The sequence below is a fragment of the Pseudomonas sp. FG47 genome (assembly GCF_057809115.1).
This window is the reverse complement of record NZ_JBMDJI010000011.1, coordinates 39,430-60,059: the sequence shown is the minus strand read 5'-3', so window position 1 is coordinate 60,059 and position 20,630 is coordinate 39,430. Positions and strand designations below refer to the sequence as shown.

The following is a 20,630-nucleotide window of genomic DNA, read 5'->3' as shown; positions in this document are numbered from 1 at the left end:
AATCGGATAATTCGTAGGTAAAGGAGACGCTGGATGGTTCGACGCACGCGTGCCGAGATGGAAGCCACCCGTGCCACGTTGCTGGTCACGGCGCGCCGGGTGTTCAGCGAACACGGCTATGCCGCCACCTCGATGGATGACTTGACCGCACGGGCAGGCTTGACCCGTGGCGCGCTGTACCACCACTTTGGCGACAAGCAAGGCTTGCTCGAGGCGGTGGTGGCGCAGATCGACGACGAGGTGGACCAGCGCCTGAACAGCATCACCGACAGCGCCGACGATGCCTGGGACGGTTTTCGCCGGCGTTGCCGCGCTTATCTGGAGATGGCGTTGGAGCGGGATATCCAGCGCATCGTGCTGCGCGATGCCCGAGCGGTGCTCGGGGGGGCCTCGCAAGCGTCGCACCAGCACTGCCTGGCGACGATGCAGCGGGTGGTGCAGCGCTTGGTCGAGGAGGGCGTGATGGTCCAGGCCGAGCCACGGGCGCTGGCGGCGCTGATCTATGGCAGCCTGGCCGAAGCCGCGGTGTGGATCGCCCAAGGGGATGATGGCGATGCGCGCCTGGTGCAGAGCCTCGAGGCGCTGGAGCTGCTGTTGCACGGCTTGCTGGCCGGTAAATGAATAGTCTGTCTCGACCGCGTGGAAGCCAGCCTTGCTGACGAAGCAGGTCATTGCGTCAGCGCCGATACGATTGTTCACAGATCCCTCGGCCATTTTTGCCCACACTCCAGGCAGACCCGCCTGGAGCACAGATAACGATGACTGAATGCAACCTGCCCAAAGGCTGGCGCGAAGCCCATGGCATCCTGGCGCTTGAGGCGCAAACCCTCGGCAAGTCGGGCGCAACCGTGCTGCGTGTCCGCCGGCAGGCTGGCGCTGATCTGTTCGTCAAGGCCGAGCCCGTCACCGCGCTGGCCGAACTGCCCGGCGAAATCAGCCGCCTGCGCTGGATGGCGCAGCAGGGCCAGCCTGTGCCGCGCATCATCGATATAGCTACCGAGCGAGGCTGGCACTGGCTGTTGATGAGCGCCGTGCCGGGTCGCTGCCTGGAGGCGACGGCCACGCAGGCGCCGCGGGCCACGGTGCTGTTGGTGGCCGAAGCGCTACGCCAGTTGCACCGCTTGCCGGTCGAGCAGTGCCCGTTCGATCACGCGCTGGCGGCGCGGGTACGCCTGGCGCAGGCGCGTATGCTGGAGGGCCTGGTCGACGAGGACGACTTCGATCCGCTGCGCCTGGGGCGCAGCGCCGCCGATGTGTTCGCCGAAATGCTCGCTGCGCGGCCAGGAGAAGAAGACCGGGTGGTGGCTCATGGCGATGCCTGTCTGGCGAACCTGATGGCCGCGGATGAGCGTTTCACCGGTTTCATCGATTGCGGCCGTCTGGGCATCGCCGACCGCTGGCAGGACCTTGCGCTGGTCACCCGGGATATCGCCGCCGATTTGGGCGAACAATGGGTGCAACCCTTCCTGGCGGCCTACGGTCTGCCGGACGATCCCGGCAAGAACCGCTTCTATCGGTTGCTGGACGAGTTCTTCTGAACGCCGTCTGCGACAAGACTTCACTTAATCTTTCGCAAATGCAGGTGTATCGTATTCGCCCTTCATTGCCAGGCCTGCTGGCAGACTGATTGCGCAGAATGAGGTACCCGCACCGATGTCCTTCACCCGTCGACAAATGCTCAAGGGCCTGACCGGCCTCGTTGTGGTAGGCCTGGGCGCCGGCGGCGCGGCGCGCTACTGGCTGGGCAAGGTCGAGGATGACAACGCCGGGCACGACTACGAACTGATCGCCGCCCCCCTGGATGTCGAACTGGTGCCGGGCTTCAAGACCGAGGCCTGGGCCTTCGGTCCGTCGGCACCGGGCACCGAGTTGCGAGTGCGCCAGGGCACCTGGTTGCGGGTGCGCTTCATCAACCAACTGCCGGTGGAAACCACCATTCACTGGCATGGCATCCGCTTGCCGCTGGAAATGGACGGCGTGCCTTATGTCTCGCAACTGCCAGTCAAGCCCGGTGAGTTCTTCGACTACAGGTTCCGGGTGCCGGACGCCGGCAGCTACTGGTACCACCCGCACGTCAGCAGTTCCGAGGAATTGGGGCGTGGCCTGGTCGGCCCGCTGATCGTCGAGGAGCGCGAGCCCACCGGCTTCGCCCATGAGCGCACCCTCAGCCTGAAAACCTGGCATGTCGACGAGCAGGGCGCCTGGATGTCCTTCAGCGTGCCGCGCGAAGCCGCGCGCAACGGCACCGCCGGGCGTCTGATCACCATCAACGGCCAGGCCGAGGCGGTGACCGAGTTGCCAGCCGGCCAGGTGGTGCGGGTGCGTCTGCTGAACCTGGACAACACCTGGACCTACCGCCTAAACCTCAAGGGCAACTGCGAGGCGATGATCTACGCCCTAGACGGCAACCCGATCACCCCGCGCCCGTTGGACGAGGACTACTGGCTTGGCCCGGGCATGCGCATCTGTCTGGCGATCCGCATCCCCGAGGCCGGCGAGGAAATCTCCTTGCGCGATGGTTTCGTGCGCCTGGGCACCCTGCGTTCGGTGGCCAGCAGCGAGGCGCCGGGCGACTGGCCCAAGGCATTGCCGGCCAACCCCATCGCCGAGCCGGACCTGGAGAATGCCGAGAAGCTCAACTTCAATTTCGAATGGGCCGGCAAGGTCTCGGTGAACACCGAGAACGGCAAGCCGCCGAGCCTGTGGCAGATCAACGGCCAGGCCTGGGACATCACCGACAAGACCTGCGCCGACCGCCCCATCGCCACGCTGCGCAAGGGCAAGAGCTACATCTTCGAGCTGAAGAACATGACCCAGTACCAGCACCCAATCCACTTGCACGGCATGAGTTTCAAGGTAATCGCTTCCAATCGCCGCAAGATCGTCGAGCCGTGGTTCACCGATACTTACCTGCTGGGCAAGAACGAACGGGCACAGGTGGCGCTGGTGGCGGATAACCCAGGCACCTGGATGTTCCACTGCCATGTCATCGATCACATGGAAACCGGCCTGATGGCCGCGATCGCGGTGGTCTGATGCGCCCGCAGATCATCGATCGCAGCCGCGATCAGGAATTCATGCGCCTGGCCCTCGAACTGGCTGCCCAGGGCGCGGCCCTGGGCGAGGTGCCGGTGGGCGCGGTGCTGGTACAGCACGGCGAGGTGCTCGGCCAGGGCTTCAACCGGCCGATCCTCGACAGTGACCCCAGCGCCCATGCCGAGATGGTCGCGATTCGCGCGGCGGCCCAGTCCGCCAGCAACTACCGCTTGCCGGGCAGCACCCTGTACGTGACGCTGGAGCCGTGCAGCATGTGCGCGGGGCTGATCGTTCATTCGCGGGTGGCGCGGGTGGTGTATGGGGCGCTGGAGCCCAAGGCGGGCATCGTGCAAAGCCAGGGGCAGTTCTTCACTCAGGGTTTTCTCAACCATCGGGTGATGTACGAGGGCGGGGTGTTGGCCGAGGAATGCGGCGCGATCCTCAGCGAGTTCTTCAAGGCTCGGCGGGCGAAAGCCTAGCTGACACGATCCCTGTAGGAGCGGCCTTGTGTCGCGATAGGGCCGCAAAGCGGCCCCCGGCGATCCATGCATCAATGCTGAAATCCTGGGGCCGCTACGCGCCCCTTTCGCGGCACAAGGCCGCTCCTACCCAGGGCGGGTAAGCATCACATCGGCGCCGCTTGCTCTGCTGGCTTGTCCTTGTTCACCGCAGGCACATGCAGGTTGCCCTCGGCCACCTGGCCTTCGAGCTGTGGCTGCGTGACCCAGGTGAGGATGTCGTAGTAGCGGCGGATGTTGGCCACGAAATGCACGGGCTCGCCGCCGCGGGCATAGCCGTACTTGGTCTTGCTGTACCACTGCTTCTGCGACAAGCGTGGCAGCATCTTCTTCACGTCCAGCCACTTGTTGGGGTTGAGCTTCTCGCGCCGGGCCAGGGTGCGGGCATCTTCCAGGTGGCCGCTGCCGACGTTGTAGGCCGCCAGGGCGAACCAGGTGCGGTCTGGCTCCTTGATGCTGTCGTCGAGCTGGTCCTTGACCAGCATGAAGTACTTGGCGCCGCCCTGGATGCTCTGCCGGGGGTCCAGGCGGTTGGACACGCCCATGGCCTGGGCGGTGCGCTGGGTAAGCATCATTAGCCCGCGCACGCCGGTCTTGGAGGTCACCTCCGGCTGCCACATCGATTCCTGGTAGCCGATGGCGGCCAGCAGTCGCCAGTCCACCTGTTCGACCTTGGAGCTGGTCTTGAAGTGCTTTTCGTACTTGGGCAGACGTTGCTGCAGGTGCTGGGCGAAGGTATAGGCGCCGACATAGCCGAGTACATCGACATGGCCGTAGTAGCGGTCCTTCAGGCGTTGCAAGGTGCCGTTCTTCTGCGATTTGTCGAGGAACTCGTTGACTTCGTTGAGCAGGCTGTTGTCTTCGCCGGCCGCCACCGCCCAGCGTTGGTCGCGGGTATCGCCCAGGTCGAAGGCCACGCGCACGTTGGGGAAGTACACCTGGTTCATGGCCAGTTCGTTGGAGTCGACCAGTGTAAGGTCGATCTGCCCCTCGTCGACCATGCGCAGCAGGTCGACCACCTCGACGGCGTCGGATTCTTCGTAGTCGAGCCTTGGGTACTGTTTTTTCAGTTCGGCCAGCTGGTCGGCGTGGCTGCTGCCCTTGAGCACCATGATCTTCTTGCCCACCAGGCCCTTGGCGTCGGTCGGGCGCGAGCGACCGTTACGGTAGATGACCTGCGGGGTCACTTCGAGGTAGGGGTGGGAGAACTTCGCCTGGCTGGCGCGGCGCTCGCTGCTGACCAGGCCGGCGGCGGCCAGCACGGGGCCGGAGGGCTTGCCCAGCTGGTCGAACAATTGGTCGAGGTTGTCGGCGGTCTCGATCTCGAGCTTCACCCCCAGATCGTCGGCGAAGCGCTTGACCAGTTCGTATTCGAAACCGGTTTCGCCGTTGCGGTCCTGGAAATAGGTGGCCGGGCTGTTGCGGGTAATCACGCGCAATACGCCATCCTCCTTGACGCGCTCGAGAGTGCTGGGTTTTTCAACACAGGCACCGAGCATCAGGAAGAGTCCGGTTGCGAAGAGCCATTTGGCGCAACGCTGGCGCAAAGCAGAGTGGGCGAACATAGGGTGCAGTATACGCAAAGGACTGCCGGCGCCATATCTCGACAATGGTTGGCAGGTCTGCTAGCGGGTTCTGTGCAGCAGCGGCTCGATTCCTTTGTAGGAGCGGCCTTGTGTCGCGATGGGCTGCGCCAGCGGCCCCCGAGGGTTTTCCCAGCTCAGCAGTGAATTTAGGGCTGCTGCGCAGCCCATCGCGACACAAGGCCGCTCCTACATGGACCGCGTGAAAGTTGGTGGTTTTTTTGACCCCGGAGTCCGGTTCCACCGCCCGGCAGCATTGGCGTAGAGCGGGTGCCGCAAGCCTGCGAATTAGGCTAGAATGCACGGCCTCTAAGCACACCCCTTCCTGAGGCTGTCCCGACGATGTTGATCCTGCGCGGCGCTCCTGCCCTTTCTGCCTTTCGCCACGGTAAATTACTCGAGCAACTGAGCCAGAAAGTCCCCGCTGTTACTGGTTTGTATGCCGAATTCGCCCACTTCGCCGACGTCGACGGCGAGCTGACCGCCGACCAGCAGCAGGTGCTGGGCCGTCTGCTCAAGTACGGCCCGAGCGTGCCGGTGCAGGAGCCGAGCGGCCGCCTGTTCCTGGTCGTGCCGCGCCTGGGCACCATCTCGCCCTGGGCATCCAAGGCCAGCGACATCGCCCACAACTGCGGCCTGCAGTCGATCCAGCGCCTGGAGCGCGGCATCGCCTACTACGTCGCCGGCAACATCAATGACGCCGACGCCCAGGCCATCGCCGCCGAGCTGCACGACCGCATGACCCAGCGCGTGCTGGGCAAGCTGGAAGACGCCGCCGACCTGTTCAGCCACGCCCAGCCCAAGCCGATGACCTCGGTCGACATCCTGGCCGGTGGCCGCGCCGCCCTGGCCCAGGCCAACATCGACCTGGGCCTGGCCCTGGCCGAAGACGAGATCGACTACCTGGTCGCCGCCTTCCAGGGCCTTGCGCGCAATCCGAACGACATCGAACTGATGATGTTCGCCCAGGCCAACTCCGAGCACTGCCGCCACAAGATCTTCAACGCCAGCTGGGACATCGACGGCCAGGCGCAAGAGAAGAGCCTGTTCGGCATGATCAAGAACACCTACCAGATGCACAACGAAGGCGTGCTGTCGGCCTACAAGGACAACGCCTCGGTGATCGTCGGTTCGGTGGCCGGGCGTTTCTTCCCGAACCCTGAGACCCGCCAGTACGGCGCGGTGCAGGAGCCGGTGCACATCCTGATGAAGGTCGAGACGCACAACCACCCGACCGCCATCGCCCCGTTCTCCGGCGCCTCCACCGGCTCCGGCGGCGAAATCCGCGACGAAGGCGCCACCGGCCGTGGCGCCAAGCCCAAGGCCGGCCTGACCGGTTTCACTGTGTCCAACCTGCGCATCCCCGGCTTCGAGCAGCCTTGGGAAAAGCCGTACGGCAAGCCCGAGCGCATCGTCGATGCCCTCGACATCATGATCGAAGGCCCGCTGGGTGGCGCCGCGTTCAACAACGAATTCGGTCGCCCGGCGCTGACCGGCTACTTCCGTACCTTCGAGCAGGGCATCAACACCCCGCACGGCGAGGAAGTGCGGGGCTACCACAAGCCGATCATGCTCGCCGGCGGCATGGGCAACATCCGTGAAGACCACGTGCAGAAGGGCGAGATCACTGTCGGCGCCAAGCTGATCGTGCTCGGCGGCCCAGCCATGCTGATCGGCCTGGGCGGCGGCGCGGCCTCGTCGGTAGCCACCGGCGCCAGCTCCGCCGACCTCGACTTCGCCTCGGTGCAGCGCGAGAACCCGGAAATGGAACGCCGTTGCCAGGAGGTCATCGACCGTTGCTGGCAGCTGGGTGACAAGAACCCCATCGCCTTCATCCACGACGTCGGCGCCGGCGGCATTTCCAACGCCTTCCCCGAGCTGGTCAACGACGGTGGCCGTGGCGGTCGCTTCGAACTGCGCAACGTGCCCAACGACGAGCCTGGCATGGCCCCGCACGAGATCTGGTCCAACGAGTCGCAGGAGCGCTACGTGCTGGCGGTCAGCGCCGAGGACTTCGAGCGCTTCAAGGCCATCTGCGAGCGCGAGCGCTGCCCGTTCGCTGTTGTGGGCGAGGCCACCGAAGAGAAGCACCTGACCGTCACCGACAGCCACTTCGACAACACCCCGGTGGACATGCCGCTGGACGTGCTGCTGGGCAAGCCGCCACGCATGCACCGCTCGGTCACCCGCGAAGCGGAGCTGGGCGATGAGTTCGATCCGAGCACGCTGGACCTGAGCGACTCGGTCGAGCGCGTGCTGCGTCACCCGGCCGTGGCCAGCAAGAGCTTCCTGATCACCATCGGCGACCGCACCATCACCGGCCTCGTGGCCCGCGACCAGATGGTCGGCCCGTGGCAGGTTCCGGTGGCCGACTGCGCCGTCACCGCCACCAGCTTCGACGTCTACACCGGCGAAGCCATGGCCATGGGCGAGCGTACCCCGCTGGCCCTGCTCGACGCCCCGGCGTCCGGACGCATGGCAATCGGCGAAACCTTGACCAACCTGGCCGCCTCGCGCATCGAGAAGCTGTCCGACATCAAACTGTCGGCCAACTGGATGTCCGCCGCCGGCCACCCGGGCGAAGATGCCCGCCTGTACGACACCGTCAAGGCCGTCGGCATGGAGCTGTGCCCGGAGCTGGGTATCACCATCCCGGTCGGTAAAGACTCGATGTCGATGAAGACCCAGTGGAGCGAAGCCGGCGAGCAGAAGAGCGTCACCTCGCCGATGTCGCTGATCATCACTGGCTTCGCCCCGGTCACCGACATCCGCAAGACCCTGACCCCGCAGCTGCGCATGGACAAGGGCGAGACCGACCTGATCCTGATCGACCTGGGCCGTGGCAAGAACCGCATGGGCGCCTCGATCCTGGCGCAGACCCACGGCAAGCTGGCCGCCCAGGCGCCGGACGTCGACGACGGCGAAGACCTCAAGGCGTTCTTCGCCGTCATCCAGGGCCTGAACGAAGACGGCCACCTGCTGGCCTACCACGACCGTTCCGACGGTGGCCTGCTGACCACCGTGCTGGAAATGGCCTTTGCCGGCCACTGTGGCCTGGAGCTGGAACTGGGCAACCTGACCAGCAAGCGCGAGAAAGTCGCGGCCATCCTCTTCAACGAAGAGCTGGGCGCGGTGATCCAGGTCCGTCAGGACGCCACGCCGGATGTGCTGGCGCAGTTCAGCGCCGCAGGCCTGGGTGAGGATTGCGTCGCGGTGATCGGCCAGCCGATCAACAACGCTGAAGTGCTGATCAAGTTCGAAGGCGAAGAGCTGTTCAAGGGCGACCGTCGCCTGCTGCAGCGCCAGTGGGCCGAGACCAGCTACCAGGTCCAGCGCCTGCGCGACAACGCCGACTGCGCCGACCAGGAGTTCGACGCGCTGCTCGAGGAAGACAACCCAGGCCTGTCGGTCAAGCTCGGCTACGACGTCAACCAAGACATCGCCGCGCCGTACATCAAGAAAGGCGTGCGCCCGCAAGTGGCGATCCTGCGCGAGCAGGGCGTCAACGGCCAGGTCGAGATGGCCGCGGCCTTCGACCGTGCCGGCTTCGCCGCCGTCGACGTGCACATGAGCGACATCCTGTCTGGTCGTGTCGATTTTGAAGCGTTCAAGGGCCTGGTGGCCTGCGGTGGCTTCTCCTACGGCGACGTGCTCGGTGCCGGTGAGGGCTGGGCCAAGTCGGCGCTGTTCAACGCCCGTGCCCGCGATGCCTTCCAGGCCTTCTTCGAGCGTACCGACAGCTTCGCCCTGGGCGTGTGCAACGGTTGCCAGATGATGTCCAACCTGCACGAGCTGATCCCGGGCACCGAGTATTGGCCGCACTTCGTGCGCAACCGCTCGGAGCAGTTCGAGGCGCGCGTGGCCATGGTCGAGGTGCAGAAGTCCAACTCGATCTTCCTGCAGGGCATGGCCGGTTCGCGCATGCCGATCGCCATCGCCCATGGTGAAGGCCATGCCGAATTCGCCAGTGAAGAGGCACTGCTGGAAGCCGACTTGTCGGGTTGCGTGGCCCTGCGCTACGTCGACAACCACGGCAAGGTCACCGAGGCCTATCCGGCCAACCCGAACGGCTCGCCGCGCGGGATCACCGGCCTGACCAGCCGCGACGGCCGCGTGACCATCATGATGCCGCACCCGGAGCGTATGTTCCGCGCCGTGCAGAACTCCTGGCGCCCGGACGAGTGGCAGGAAGACGCGGCCCTGATGCGCATGTTCCGCAACGCGCGGGTCTGGGTTAATTAAGGCGTGTACAAGCTCGCCTTCTTTGTCCCCGACAGCCATGTCGAAGTGGTCAAGGCCGCTGTATTCGCCGCCGGTGGCGGGCGTATCGGTGACTATGACCACTGCGCCTGGCAGACCCTCGGCCAGGGCCAGTTCCGCCCGTTGCACGGCAGCCAGCCGTACCTCGGGCAGACCGGTCAGGTCGAGGTGGTCGAGGAATGGAAGGTAGAGTTGGTGGTGGCGGATGATCTGATCGCGCAAGTCGTTATCGCGCTCAAGCACAGCCATCCCTATGAAACCCCGGCCTACGAAGTCTGGCAGTTGCTGGACATTTGAGGGTCGCTGGTTCGGTTGTACGAGAAAGGTGGGCGGATGCCCACCTTTTTTATTGCTTAGGCAGTTGGGTTGCGTCAGAACAGAGGGAACGTATTGCGGAAATTTTCATTGAGCTTGATCGGTTGGAAGTTTGGGTTGCTGCTCAGATCCTTGACCCGTTGCTTGGACTGCTCCAGCTCGCGCGCGTGGTGCCGCTCGAAGTAGGTGGCTGATTTACCGTCTTCGATTGCCTGGGCATTGGTGGCGGCCCAGGCAGCAACGATATCGTCTTGCCATTCGCTGTCGTTGGGATGGATAAGGAAGTTCGAGGCCAGGTCCTGCAGCTCGATCCAGTCGATGGCTTCGAGGTCATCCTTTTCCCAGATCGCCTGCATCTTCCGCCCGACCTCAAGCACCGCCCACTGGGCAAGCAGGGCTGCCAGTGCATGGAAGGGGTGATCGTCATGGTCCTTGGACAGTTGCGTATGGGTAGGGTCCACGCCAGGCTCGGTGTTGGGGTCGCCCAGTGCTGTCTGGTGGTCATGGACCACTTCACCAACTTTCAGCAGTGCCTTCTGCAAGTAGGCATTCATTATTTGGCTGACCAACCTGCTTGGCTTGCCAATGGCCCAAAGCAGTCTCGAGCTGAACCTGACGAGTGGGTTGTTATGTATCCCATCGCGGATAAGCAGCACTGCGCGCATTGCAGTGTACCAGCGCAGGTCCTCCTGCTCTGACAGTACTAACAGCAGGGCTTTGTCGGCTCGCGAGCGGTAACCGGGTTGCCGTTTGTCTTTGGGGTCTTCCGTGGAGAACAGTATTTTGCCAAGCGGTTCGACAATGCTTGCGATGACATCCAGAGCGCTGAAAAGACCGGTGACAATCGGCAAGCTATGGCGGTACTCCTCATTCGCTGTGGTCCATGGCAGAACGTCATGGCCTTGTTTGATCAGGCTGAGTTCAACGAAGTTGGAATGGGCAAAATAGTCCTCCAGCACATGCAGGGCCTCGCCGAAGCAACGCATGCCATCTGGGGTCTTGCCATGCTCCGCCGCTTCGAACAGCTTATGACGCATATAGCTTTCGGCGGAATCGATATGGTGCTTTTTCGAGGTATGTGGGTTTACTTGGGTAGCTTCATCGCCGGGTCTCACCAGTCGCTCGAAGTCCTCATCGATCAGTTGTGGATCAACCGGGTTCTCGCTAAGGTTCGTGGGGTTGTCGATATGCTCGGACGGTCGATACACGCCTAGCATTTCTTTGGTAACCCGGTAGGCTTCGCGAGCTTCATCGGTATCTTGCAGGCTGATGAATTCCTCGTGGGCAAAGATATCGACGATTTTTGTGATGGCTTCCCGTGGTAATTGCCATGGGTGTTCGCGGTTGAAGTTTGCCGTGCGAATGATCTTCGGGTCGACTAACTGCGAGTGGTCTCGCAGCCAGTTGCCAAAATAGATCGCCTTGCATTCAAGTTCAGTGAAACCCGCATCTTTTAGAATCAGTTCGATAGACTCGTGGCCGAAGGAGTTCTCTGAGCCATTGCCTGTGCCTGCGCCAAACCGAGGCTTGATGATGGGGGTGTCTGACTCCTGTGGCAGGAGACTCTCGAGGTCTGGGGCGGCACTGAGGTCCAGCACCAGGGGCGAGGTTTGCTCTGCGTTGGTGTAGTGGCCGAATTGAGTCCCTGTCTCAGGGGTACTGTCGAACAGGCTCAGCATTGCTGCATAGTTTTCGCCGACCTCTTCGGCTCCAAGCAACTCTGGCATTGGGTCCAGCGCAGAGAGCTCGGACTCGAACAAGGCATGCAGGTGCCGACCGAACGCGCCCAGCATTTCAATTAGCAGATTGGGGGCAGTGGTGGGATCTTCCAGGGCTTGCTCGATAGCGGTGACATCGACGCTGATGGTACGGGTGTCGCTGTCGTAGCTGGCAATGCGCTCGGCATTTTCATCGACGCGGTGATCCGGGTTTTCGACATCGTCCGCGAGCAGGGCATTGCGGAATTTGATGTAAAGCTCCGCAGGAACTTCATAGCCGAAGATCGGCGTGAACATCAGTACAAATTCCAATTCTTCGTACTTGCGTGCAATCGCGGTTAATTGCTCCAGCGCGAAGGTGCTGTTCAGTTCGCTCATGGTGGCGTCCTCATTAATGGTTGGACGACAACATTGCTGTTCGGTGAGCGGTAACAGAATATGGAAGAACTACCTTACATCGGTGTCAGGCTGATCTCGCTGCGTAATCGTTTGTTTCTTGCGTGCAGGTGCAGTGTTTTCCTACGTGTAGGGGCTAGTGTCCTGTCTTGGAAGGACGCTCTCTTTTGGCGAGTGGCTTGGCTGTTTGGTCAAGGCTCCGCGATGAGCCATGGCAGGGCTATGGCAACGCCAGCCAGGCGCCCAAGACGCCGGCAAAAGTGAATAGCTTGTTTCCGAGACAGGGCACCAGGGGCAACACCTGGCTGGCGTGCCCCTGCTTCTTGTATCAACCGTGCAATGCCTGACTCAGTGACGCGGCCCGAGTACCCAGCAGCAAATGCCAAACACCATCGGCCTGTTGGCTGATGCCCTGGCAACCCAGGCTCATCAGTTGTGCCGAATTGACCCGACCCTGATCCTTGAGCTGGATTCGTACCCGGCTTAGCGCCACGCACTGCGCTTTCACCAGGTTGTCGCGACCACCCAATGCCTGCAGCCAATCTTCGACGGCTACCGCTTGCGTGGCGGGAGCCGGCGTGTCTGGACTGAGCGGGGGGGCAATTGGCGCATGAGGTATCTCGGCACGTATTTCATCCGCTAGCGCATCGGCCATCGGCCCGACCACCACCTGCAGGCTGCCGCCGCTGCCGGGGCGGACCACGGCCAGGGCGCCTAGGCTCTTCAGCGTCGCGTCGTTGGCCAGGCTGCGGTCGGCGAGCACCAGGCGCAGGCGTGTGGTGCAGGCATCGATACCGTGCAGGTTGGCGCTGCCGCCGAGGGCGTCGATATAGCGTCGGGCGCGGCTGGCGTCGCCGGCCATGCTGGTCTGTGCGATGGGTTGCTCTTCACGGCCCGGGGTCTTCAGGTCGAAGCGGCGGATGCAGTAGTCGAACACGAAGTAGTAGACCACGGCATACAACAGGCCTACAGGGAACACCAGCCAACCGTTGCTGGAACGCCCCCAGCCCAGGGCCATGTCGATGGCGCCGCCGGAGAAGGTGAAACCCAGGCGGATTCCGAGGAGGTCGCACAGCGCCATGGACAGCCCGGTCAACAGCGCATGGATCAGGTACAGCAGCGGTGCGAGGAACATGAAGGCGAACTCGATCGGCTCGGTCACCCCGGTCAGTGCCGAGGTCAGGGCCATCGACAACAGCACCCCGCCGATCAGCTTGCGTCGCGCCGGCAGGGCGTGGCGATACATGGCCAGGCAGGCGGCGGGCAGGCCGAAGATCATCACCGGGAACATGCCGGCCATGAACTGCCCTGCGTTCGGATCGCCCGCGAAGAAGCGCGCCAGGTCGCCGGTGACCACCTGGCCGCTGGCCGCCTGGAAGCTGCCGAAGACGAACCACACCAGGTTGTTGAGGATATGGTGCAGGCCAGTGATGATCAGCAGGCGGTTGAGCACGCCGAAGAAGAACGCGCCGATACTGCCGCTCTCCAGCATCAGTTGGCCGAGGCTGTTGATGCCGTCCTGGATCGGCGGCCAGACCAGGCCGAACAACAGCCCGAGGAACACCGCCGACACCCCGGTGGCAATCGGCACGAAGCGCCGGCCGCCGAAGAACGCCAGGTAGTCCGGCAGCTGGATGTCCTTGAAGCGGTTGTACAGGCCGCCACCGAGCAGGCCGCAGAGGATCCCGGCGAGCATGCCCATGTCGATCTTCGGGTCGATCACCTTCAGCGTCGCCACCAGCACCAGGTAGCCGATGGCCCCGGCCAGCCCAGCGGTGCCGTTGTTGTCGCGGGCGAAGCCCACGGCGATGCCGACGGCGAAGATCAGCGCCAGGTTGGCGAAGATCGCTTGCCCTGCGTCATGCACCAGGGCGATGTCGAGCAGGTCGGTGTCGCCCAGGCGCAGCAGCAGGCCGGCGATGGGCAGGATGGCGATGGGCAGCATCAAGGCGCGGCCGAGCCGCTGCAGGCCCTGGATGAAGTGCTGGTACATGGTGCGCTCCGATTATTGTTGTAGGGCCGCGGCGGCGGCCGGTTGGGCGTGGGACGGGGCGGTGAAGTCACGGCAGGCCTGGCGCACCGCGGCGGCGCTGGACAAGCCCAGCAGGCCCTGGCTGAAGCGGCGGCAGGCGGCGGCATCGAGCTGGCGCACCTGCGCCTTGATCTCGCCGATCTGCGGCGCGCTGACCGACAGCTCGGCCACCCCCAGCCCGACCAGCACCGGCGTGGCCAGCGGGTCGCAGGCCAGCGCACCGCACACGCCGACCCAGCGCCCGTGCTTCGCCGCGCCCTGGCAGGTCAGCTCGATCAGGCGCAGCAGGGCGGGGTGCAAGGCATCCACCCGCGCAGCCAGCCCGGCATGGTCGCGGTCCATGGCCAGGGTGTACTGGGACAGGTCGTTGGTGCCGATGGAGAAGAAATCGGCATGTTCGGCCAGGCGCTCGGCGAGCAGCGCCGCGGCCGGCACCTCGATCATCACCCCCAGCTCGGCGCGTTGCCTGATGCCCAGCTCGCCGGCCAGCCGGTCCAGGCGCTGGCGAATGGCGATCAGCTCGTCGACTTCGGTCACCATCGGCAACATGATCCGGCAACGCTGTTGCGGGCTGACTTGCAGCAACGCGCGCAACTGCTGGTCGAGCAGTTCCGGGCGCACCTGGCCCAGGCGGATGCCGCGCAGGCCCAGCACCGGGTTGGCCTCGGCCGGCAGGGGCAGGTAGTCGAGCTGCTTGTCGCCGCCTACATCGATGGTACGGATGATCACCGGGCGTTCGGCCATGGCATCGAGCACGGCCTGGTAGGCGCTGCGCTGCTCGGTCTCGTCCGGCGCGGTGGGGCGGTCGATGAACAGGAATTCGCTGCGCAGCAGGCCGATGCCGTCGGCACCTTGGGCCAAGGCCTCGGCGGCCTCCTCGGCACTGGCGACATTGGCGGCGACCTCGATCACTTGGCCATCGCGGGTGCGGGCGCTCTGTTGAGCGGCGGCCTGCTGGCGTTGGCGGGTTTCGCGGCGCTGTCGCACAAGACGCTGGACCTCGGCCAGACGCTGCGCATCGGCCTCGGTTTCCAGGCGGCCCTGGTCGGCGTCCAGCACCAGTGGCGTGCCGGCGGGCAGCTCCAGCAGCGCTTCGCCCACGGCCACCAGGCACGGCAGGCCGCGGGCGCGGGCAAGGATGGCGACGTGCGAGGTGGCGCCGCCGGCGGCCATGCACAGCCCGGCGACCTCGTGGCGGGCCAGTAGCAGCAGGTCGGAGGGCGTCAGTTCATGGGCGACGACGATGGCCGAGGGGGGCAGGCGCAGTTGCCGGGTTTCACCCAGCAAGGCCCGCAGAACGCGCTGTTGCAGGTCGTACAGGTCGTTGGCGCGCTCGGCCAGCAACGGGTTGCCCAGGCTGCGCAGGATTTGGCACTGGGCATCGATGGCACGGCTCCAGGCATGGCTGGCGGCGACGCCGTTGGCGATATGCTGGCGGGCGTCGCCGAGCAGGGCCGGATCGTCGAGCAAGGCCAGGTGGGCCTCGAGGATCGCGGCCGCGTCCTCCTGGCCGCGCGGCAGGTGGCGCCAGTCGCGGTCGATGGCGTGGCGCACTTCGGCCAAGGCCGTGTTCAACGCCTGGTGCTGTGCGGCGGGGTCGTTGTCGCCGTTGTCGGGCGGCAGGCTGACTCCGTCCAGCCGGGCCAGCGGCCCTTGGGCCAGGCCGGGGGCGGCGCAGACACCGGTAAGCATGCCGGGCCCGGCAGTGGGCTTGGGCATGGCGGTGCTGGTCGGCGCGTGCGCGGCATGGCGCTCACCGACCGAGGTTGTCTGTACGGCGGCGATCAACGCCTGCAGCGCGGCCTGGCTGTCTGGCCCGGTGCAGATCAGTTCGACTTCGGCACCTTCGCCAACACCCAGCCCCATGACCGCCACCAGGCTGTCGAGGTCGGCCTCGCGCTCGGCGAAGCGCAGCACGGCATGGCTCTGGAAACCTTGCGCAGTCTGACGCAGCAAGGCAGCGGGGCGGGCGTGCAGGCCGCCGTGATGAGCGACCCGGGCGTGACCGCGCGCGCTTTCATCGCTGACCGGCCGGGCATTCGCTTCGCGAGCCGTGGCCTCGACCTCCAGCAGCGCCGCGCCGAGCTGCGCAGTGCCTGCCTCCAATTGCCTCAGGCCAAAGCCTGGGCCATTGCTGATCAGCATCACCGTAACCAGGCTGACACAGTGCTGCGCCACCAGGTCCATGTCGAAGCGCACCAGCGGCTGGCCTTGGCTGACCTGGTCGCCCAGCGCCACCAACGGCGAGAAGCCACGGCCCTGCAGTTGCACGGTGTCGACACCGATATGCAGGAGGATTTCCGCACCGTTGGCCGCGCGCAGGGTCAGCGCGTGGCCGGTGCGGGCCAGTTGCACCACCTCGCCGGCACACGGGGCGTGCAGCACGTCGTTGAGCGGGTCGATGGCGACGCCGTCACCGAGGGTGGCGCTGCTGAACACCGGGTCCGGCACTTGTTCCAGCGGCACCAGCGGCCCTGCGAGCGGGGCATGGAGGATGATCTTGTTATTGTCGGGCATGCGCTGTTCCTCGCGGCTTCACTGCGTGCAGGTCACTTTGCTCAGGTGGCGCGGCTGGTCGGGGTCGAGGCCACGGGCCTCGGCCAGGGCCGCGGCCATGACGTAGAAGCTCTGGATCGCCAGCAGCGGGTCCAGGGCCGGGTGTTCGGCGCAGCTCAGGGTGAGGTCGCGCCCGGCGATATCGGCGGGTGCCGCCAGCAGCACATGGGCGCCGCGCTGGCGCATGTCGGCGGCCAGTTGCAGCAGGCCGGCCTGCTCGACGCCGCGCGGGGCGAACACCAGCAGCGGGTACTGGGCGTCGATCAGCGCCATGGGGCCGTGGCGCACCTCGGCGCTGCTGAAGGCCTCGGCCTGGATCACCGAGGTTTCCTTGAACTTGAGCGCCGCTTCCTGGGCGATGGCAAAGCCGGCGCCACGGCCGATCACCATCAGTCGTTCGGCGTCACGCAAGGTGTCGAGGGCCGGGCTCCAGTCCTGGGCGGCGGCCTCGCGCAATTGCGCGGGCAGGGCAAGGCCGGCTGCCAGCAGGGCGTGGTCCTGGCCCCAATGGGCGACCAGGCGAGCACTGGCGCTCAGGGTGGCGACGAAGCTCTTGGTCGCCGCCACCGAAAGCTCAGGCCCGGCGCCCAGCGGCAGGTGGTGCTGGCAGGCCTGCTCCAGCGGCGAGCCCTCGGCATTGACCAGCGACACGGTGGTCGCGCCGCACTGGTTCAGGCGACGCAGGCTGTCGACCAGGTCCGGGCTTTGGCCCGACTGCGAGAAGCCCAGCGCCACCTGGCCGCGCACCCGCAGCGGCGCCTGCTGCAAGGTCACCACCGACATCGGCAGCGAGGCCACCGGCAGGCCGAGTTGCTGCATGGCGACATAGGCGAAGTAGCTGGCGGCGTGATCCGAACTGCCCCGGGCCACGGTCAGCGCCACCTGTGGGTCGAGCCGGCGCAGTTGTTCGCTCAGGGTTTCCAGGCGCGGGTCCAGCGCCTGGTTCTGTCGTTCGACGACATCGGCGCAGCTGCGGGCTTCTTCGAGCATCCTTGAGCTCATGCGGTTTCTCCTTCGACCATCACGGCGGTCAGGTTCAGTTGGCGATCGAGCAGCACCGCGTCGGCCCAGGCGCCCGGTTGCAGGCGGCCACGGTCGGCGATGCCGAGGTAATCGGCGGGGTAGCGGGACAGGCGCGCGGAGGCCTCGGCCAGGGGCAGGCCGATCTTCACCAGGTTACGCAGGGCCTGGTCCATGGTCAGGGTGCTGCCGGCCAGGGTGCCGTCGGGCAGGCGCACGCCGCCCAGGCACTTGGTCACGGTGTGGCTGCCCAGGCGGTATTCGCCGTCGGGCATGCCGGCGGCGGCGGTGGAGTCGGTGACGCAGTACAGGCACGGGATCGCGCGCAGGGCCACCTTGATCGCCCCGGGGTGCACATGCAGCAGGTCGGGGATCAGCTCGGCGTAGCGGGCGTGGGCCAGGGCCGCGCCGACGATGCCCGGCTCGCGGTGGTGCAGCGGACTCATGGCGTTGTACAGGTGGGTGAAGCTGCTGGCGCCGGCCTCCAGGGCCGCCACGCCTTCCTCGTAGCTGCCCAGGGTGTGGCCGATCTGCAGGCGGATGCCACGCTGGCTCAAGGCCTGGATCAGCGGCAGGTGCCCGGCGATTTCTGGGGCGATGGTGATGACCTTGATCGGCGCCAGGGCCAGGTATTCCTCGACTTCGTCGAGCAGCGCCTGGTGGGCGAAGTTCGGCTGAGCGCCGAGCTTGCCGGGGTTGATGTACGGGCCTTCCAGGTGCACGCCGAGAATGCGCGCGCCTTGGCGCGGTTGCTTGAGGTGCGCGCCCAGTTCGGCCAGTACGCGGGCCAGTTCCTCGCGTGGCGCGGTCATGGTGGTGGCCAGCAGCGAGGTGGTGCCGAAGCGCCTATGGGTGCGGGCGATGGTAGCGAAGGCCTCACCGCCCTGCATGATGTCGCTGCCGCCGCCGCCGTGCACATGCAGGTCGATGAAACCGGGCAACAGGTAGGGCAGGTCGTTGGCCAGCGGGTCGCACGGGGTGCCCTCGATGGCCTGTATGCGGCCGTTTTCGAGGTGCAGTTGGCCGCACACCCAGCCGTCGGGGGTGAGGATGTTGGCGATGTCCATGGGGGCTCCGGTCAGCGTCGCAGTTCGGCGACGAAGTCGTAGTAGTCGTTGCGGCAGTAGGTGTCGGTCAGTTCGATGGCGGTGTTGTCGTCGAGGTAGCCGATCCGGGTCATCAGCAGCATGGCGGTGCCGGGGGCGATGCCCACCTGTGCGGCCAGTTCGTCGCTGGCGTTGATCGCGCGGATGTGTTGCAGGGCGCGGACCACCGGGCGGCCGAGTTGGTCGAGGTGCTGGTACAGCGAATCGCCGATGGCCTGTGGGTCACCAAGCAGGCGGGCGGGCAGGGTGCTGACCTCCACCGCCATGACGATGTCGTCGGCCTTGCGCAGGCGCTTGAGGTGGGCCACCTGGTCAGTGGGCGACAGGCCGAGGCGGATCAGTTCGTCGCTGCTTGGCGTGCCGATGCTGCGCTCCAGCCACTGCGAGCTGGGCACGAAGCCTTTCATGCGCAGCATTTCGCTGAAGCTCGACAGGCGTGAAAGGGGTTGTTCGAGGCGTGGGGTGATGAAGGTTCCGGAGCCCTGGATGCGCTGGATCAGGCCTTGTTCGAGCAGCACCTCAAGCGCCTTGCGCGCGGTGACCCGGGAGATGTCGAGGGTTTCGCTGAGGGTGCGCTCCGAGGGTAGCGCCTGGTCGGCGGTCCACTGGCCGGCGTGGATGGCCTGCTCCAGGTTGCGTGCCAGCTGCAGGTAGAGCGGGGTGGCGCTGGTGTCGTCGGGGCGCAGGGCCGATAGAGGACGCATGGGCGGTGTCCGGTATTGTTGTTTGGTAGAAAATTAATACCACTTTAATACCAGGTCAATACCACTGGTCTGATCAGGAATCTCATTTTTTGATTCAGGGCTGCGCAGCAGCCCTGGCAATCCATCGGTCTACCCAGCCCTGCGCACCACCCCGCACGCCAGCAACCCCACTTCGAACAGCAGCCACATCGGCACCGCCAGCATCGTCTGGGAAAATACATCCGGTGGCGTCAGGACCATCCCCACCACGAAGCAGCCGACAATCACATAGGGCCGGCTGCGGCGTAGCGTGGCCACGTCAGTGAGCCCGGCCCAGACCACGATGAAGATCGCCACCGGGATCTCGAAGGCCAGGCCGAACGCCAAAAACAGCGCCAGGATGAAGTCCAGGTACAAACCGATATCGGTCATCATCGCCACCCCTTCCGGGGTCACGCTGGCGAAAAAGCCGAACATCATCGGAAACACCAGGAAGAATGCGAACGCCATGCCGCCGTAGAACAGCACGATGCTCGACAGCAGCAACGGCAAGGCGATGCGCCGTTCGCGGCGATACAGCCCCGGGGCGATGAAGCCCCAGGCCTGGTGCAGCAACAGCGGCATGGCAACGAACAGCGCGCACATCGCCGTCAGCTTGAACGGCGCCAGAAACGGCGAGGTGACGCTGGTGGCGATCATGCTGGCGCCTTCGGGGAGGTAACGGCGCAGCGGTTCGGAAATGTGCGTGTACAGCGTCTGGGCAAAGGGGAACAGCCCGCAGAACACCAGCACGATCACCAGCAGGCAGCGCACCAGGCGCTTGCGCAGGTCGCGCAGATGATCGGTCAGCGGCATGCGCGCCGCCTGGTCGAGAGCGAGGGGCATCAAGCGCTCTCCTTGGCATGGGCGACTGGCGTCGGGTCATTGGCCGGCGTCGCGTCGAGCTGGATACCTTGGCGCAGCTCCTGCTCCAGGCGCTGCAACGGCGCGGCATCCAGGGCGGGCATGTCGATCTGCCGTTCCACCTGCGCCTTCAACGCATTCAGTGCCCGACGGGCCTGGCCCAGCCCACGGCCCAGGCTACGCGCCGCCACCGGCAGGCGCTCGGGGCCGAGCACCAGCAGGGCGACGATGCCCACCAACAGCAGTTCGGTGAAGCCGATCTCGAACATCAGGCCTGACGATCCGTTTGCGTCTGCTGCGCCGGCTGATTGTTCAGCACCTGCGGCTGTTGCTCGACAGTGTTGTCGGCAGTGCCGCCCATGGACTTGCGAAAGCCCTGGATCGCCTCGCCCACATCAGCGCCCAGCCCCTTGAGACGCTTGGTGCCGAACAGCAGGAAGACGATCAACAGCACGATCACCAATTGCCAGATTCCGATGCCACCCATGTAAGACCACTCCTGTC

Annotated in this window: 16 protein-coding genes; 6 read left to right on the top strand and 10 right to left on the bottom strand. The window is 65.3% G+C overall.

Annotated features, from left to right (window positions below; translation table 11 throughout):
• Positions 1 to 33 precede the first annotated feature (33 nt).
• From ACODS5_RS11395 to tadA, 4 genes are all read left to right on the top strand, one after another.
• Positions 34 to 621 (top strand): TetR/AcrR family transcriptional regulator, encoded by a 588-nt coding sequence (locus ACODS5_RS11395; RefSeq protein ID WP_489108713.1) that lies wholly within the window; start codon positions 34 to 36, stop codon positions 619 to 621.
• Between the two features lie 137 nt (positions 622 to 758).
• On the top strand, positions 759 to 1,538 hold the full coding sequence (locus ACODS5_RS11390; protein ID WP_489108712.1) for an APH(3') family aminoglycoside O-phosphotransferase: 780 nt from the start codon (positions 759 to 761) through the stop codon (positions 1,536 to 1,538).
• Between the two features lie 115 nt (positions 1,539 to 1,653).
• On the top strand, positions 1,654 to 3,036 hold the full coding sequence (locus tag ACODS5_RS11385; RefSeq protein WP_489108711.1) for a multicopper oxidase family protein: 1,383 nt from the start codon (positions 1,654 to 1,656) through the stop codon (positions 3,034 to 3,036).
• Positions 3,036 to 3,515 (top strand): tRNA adenosine(34) deaminase TadA, encoded by a 480-nt coding sequence (tadA, locus tag ACODS5_RS11380; protein WP_134691665.1) that lies wholly within the window; start codon positions 3,036 to 3,038, stop codon positions 3,513 to 3,515. Before ACODS5_RS11385 ends, tadA begins: the two co-directional genes overlap by 1 nt.
• Positions 3,516 to 3,661: 146 nt before the next feature.
• Here the strand turns inward: tadA and mltF are convergent, their stop codons facing one another.
• Positions 3,662 to 5,119, bottom strand: a complete 1,458-nt coding sequence (gene mltF, locus ACODS5_RS11375) for a membrane-bound lytic murein transglycosylase MltF (RefSeq protein WP_134691722.1) — start codon at positions 5,117 to 5,119, stop codon at positions 3,662 to 3,664.
• 360 nt (positions 5,120 to 5,479) lie between these two features.
• Between mltF and purL the strand changes: the two genes are divergently transcribed.
• Both purL and ACODS5_RS11365 read left to right on the top strand, forming a co-directional pair.
• Positions 5,480 to 9,379 (top strand): phosphoribosylformylglycinamidine synthase, encoded by a 3,900-nt coding sequence (gene purL / locus ACODS5_RS11370; RefSeq protein ID WP_489108710.1) that lies wholly within the window; start codon positions 5,480 to 5,482, stop codon positions 9,377 to 9,379.
• Between the two features lie 3 nt (positions 9,380 to 9,382).
• Positions 9,383 to 9,694, top strand: a complete 312-nt coding sequence (locus tag ACODS5_RS11365) for an NGG1p interacting factor NIF3 (RefSeq protein WP_489108709.1) — start codon at positions 9,383 to 9,385, stop codon at positions 9,692 to 9,694.
• Positions 9,695 to 9,768: 74 nt separating this feature from the next.
• On the opposite strand, the gene ACODS5_RS11360 is transcribed toward ACODS5_RS11365, so the two are convergent.
• From ACODS5_RS11360 to tatA, 9 genes are all read right to left on the bottom strand, one after another.
• Positions 9,769 to 11,808, bottom strand: a complete 2,040-nt coding sequence (locus tag ACODS5_RS11360) for an HET-C-related protein (protein ID WP_489108708.1) — start codon at positions 11,806 to 11,808, stop codon at positions 9,769 to 9,771.
• A gap of 346 nt (positions 11,809 to 12,154) precedes the next feature.
• Entirely contained in the window at positions 12,155 to 13,819 is a 1,665-nt protein-coding gene (gene nagE, locus ACODS5_RS11355; protein WP_489108707.1) for an N-acetylglucosamine-specific PTS transporter subunit IIBC, read from the bottom strand.
• 12 nt (positions 13,820 to 13,831) lie between these two features.
• Positions 13,832 to 16,375 (bottom strand): phosphoenolpyruvate--protein phosphotransferase, encoded by a 2,544-nt coding sequence (gene ptsP, locus ACODS5_RS11350; protein ID WP_489108706.1) that lies wholly within the window; start codon positions 16,373 to 16,375, stop codon positions 13,832 to 13,834.
• Between the two features lie 18 nt (positions 16,376 to 16,393).
• A complete protein-coding gene (locus ACODS5_RS11345) occupies positions 16,394 to 17,416 on the bottom strand; it encodes an SIS domain-containing protein (protein WP_134691659.1) in 1,023 nt (340 codons plus the stop codon).
• Complete coding sequence (nagA, locus tag ACODS5_RS11340; RefSeq protein WP_134691658.1) at positions 17,413 to 18,501, bottom strand: N-acetylglucosamine-6-phosphate deacetylase; 1,089 nt, start codon at positions 18,499 to 18,501, stop codon at positions 17,413 to 17,415. Before nagA ends, ACODS5_RS11345 begins: the two co-directional genes overlap by 4 nt.
• Positions 18,502 to 18,512: 11 nt before the next feature.
• Positions 18,513 to 19,244, bottom strand: a complete 732-nt coding sequence (locus ACODS5_RS11335) for a GntR family transcriptional regulator (protein ID WP_134691657.1) — start codon at positions 19,242 to 19,244, stop codon at positions 18,513 to 18,515.
• A 129-nt stretch (positions 19,245 to 19,373) separates the two neighbouring features.
• Positions 19,374 to 20,108 carry a twin-arginine translocase subunit TatC gene (gene tatC / locus ACODS5_RS11330; protein WP_489108705.1) on the bottom strand — a complete coding sequence of 245 codons (735 nt, stop codon included), beginning with the start codon at positions 20,106 to 20,108 and terminating at the stop codon, positions 19,374 to 19,376.
• Entirely contained in the window at positions 20,108 to 20,395 is a 288-nt protein-coding gene (tatB, locus tag ACODS5_RS11325; RefSeq protein ID WP_489108704.1) for a Sec-independent protein translocase protein TatB, read from the bottom strand. The genes tatC and tatB overlap by 1 nt, the downstream gene beginning before the upstream one ends.
• Positions 20,395 to 20,613 (bottom strand): twin-arginine translocase TatA/TatE family subunit, encoded by a 219-nt coding sequence (tatA, locus tag ACODS5_RS11320; RefSeq protein ID WP_134691654.1) that lies wholly within the window; start codon positions 20,611 to 20,613, stop codon positions 20,395 to 20,397. The genes tatB and tatA overlap by 1 nt, the downstream gene beginning before the upstream one ends.
• Positions 20,614 to 20,630 lie beyond the last annotated feature (17 nt).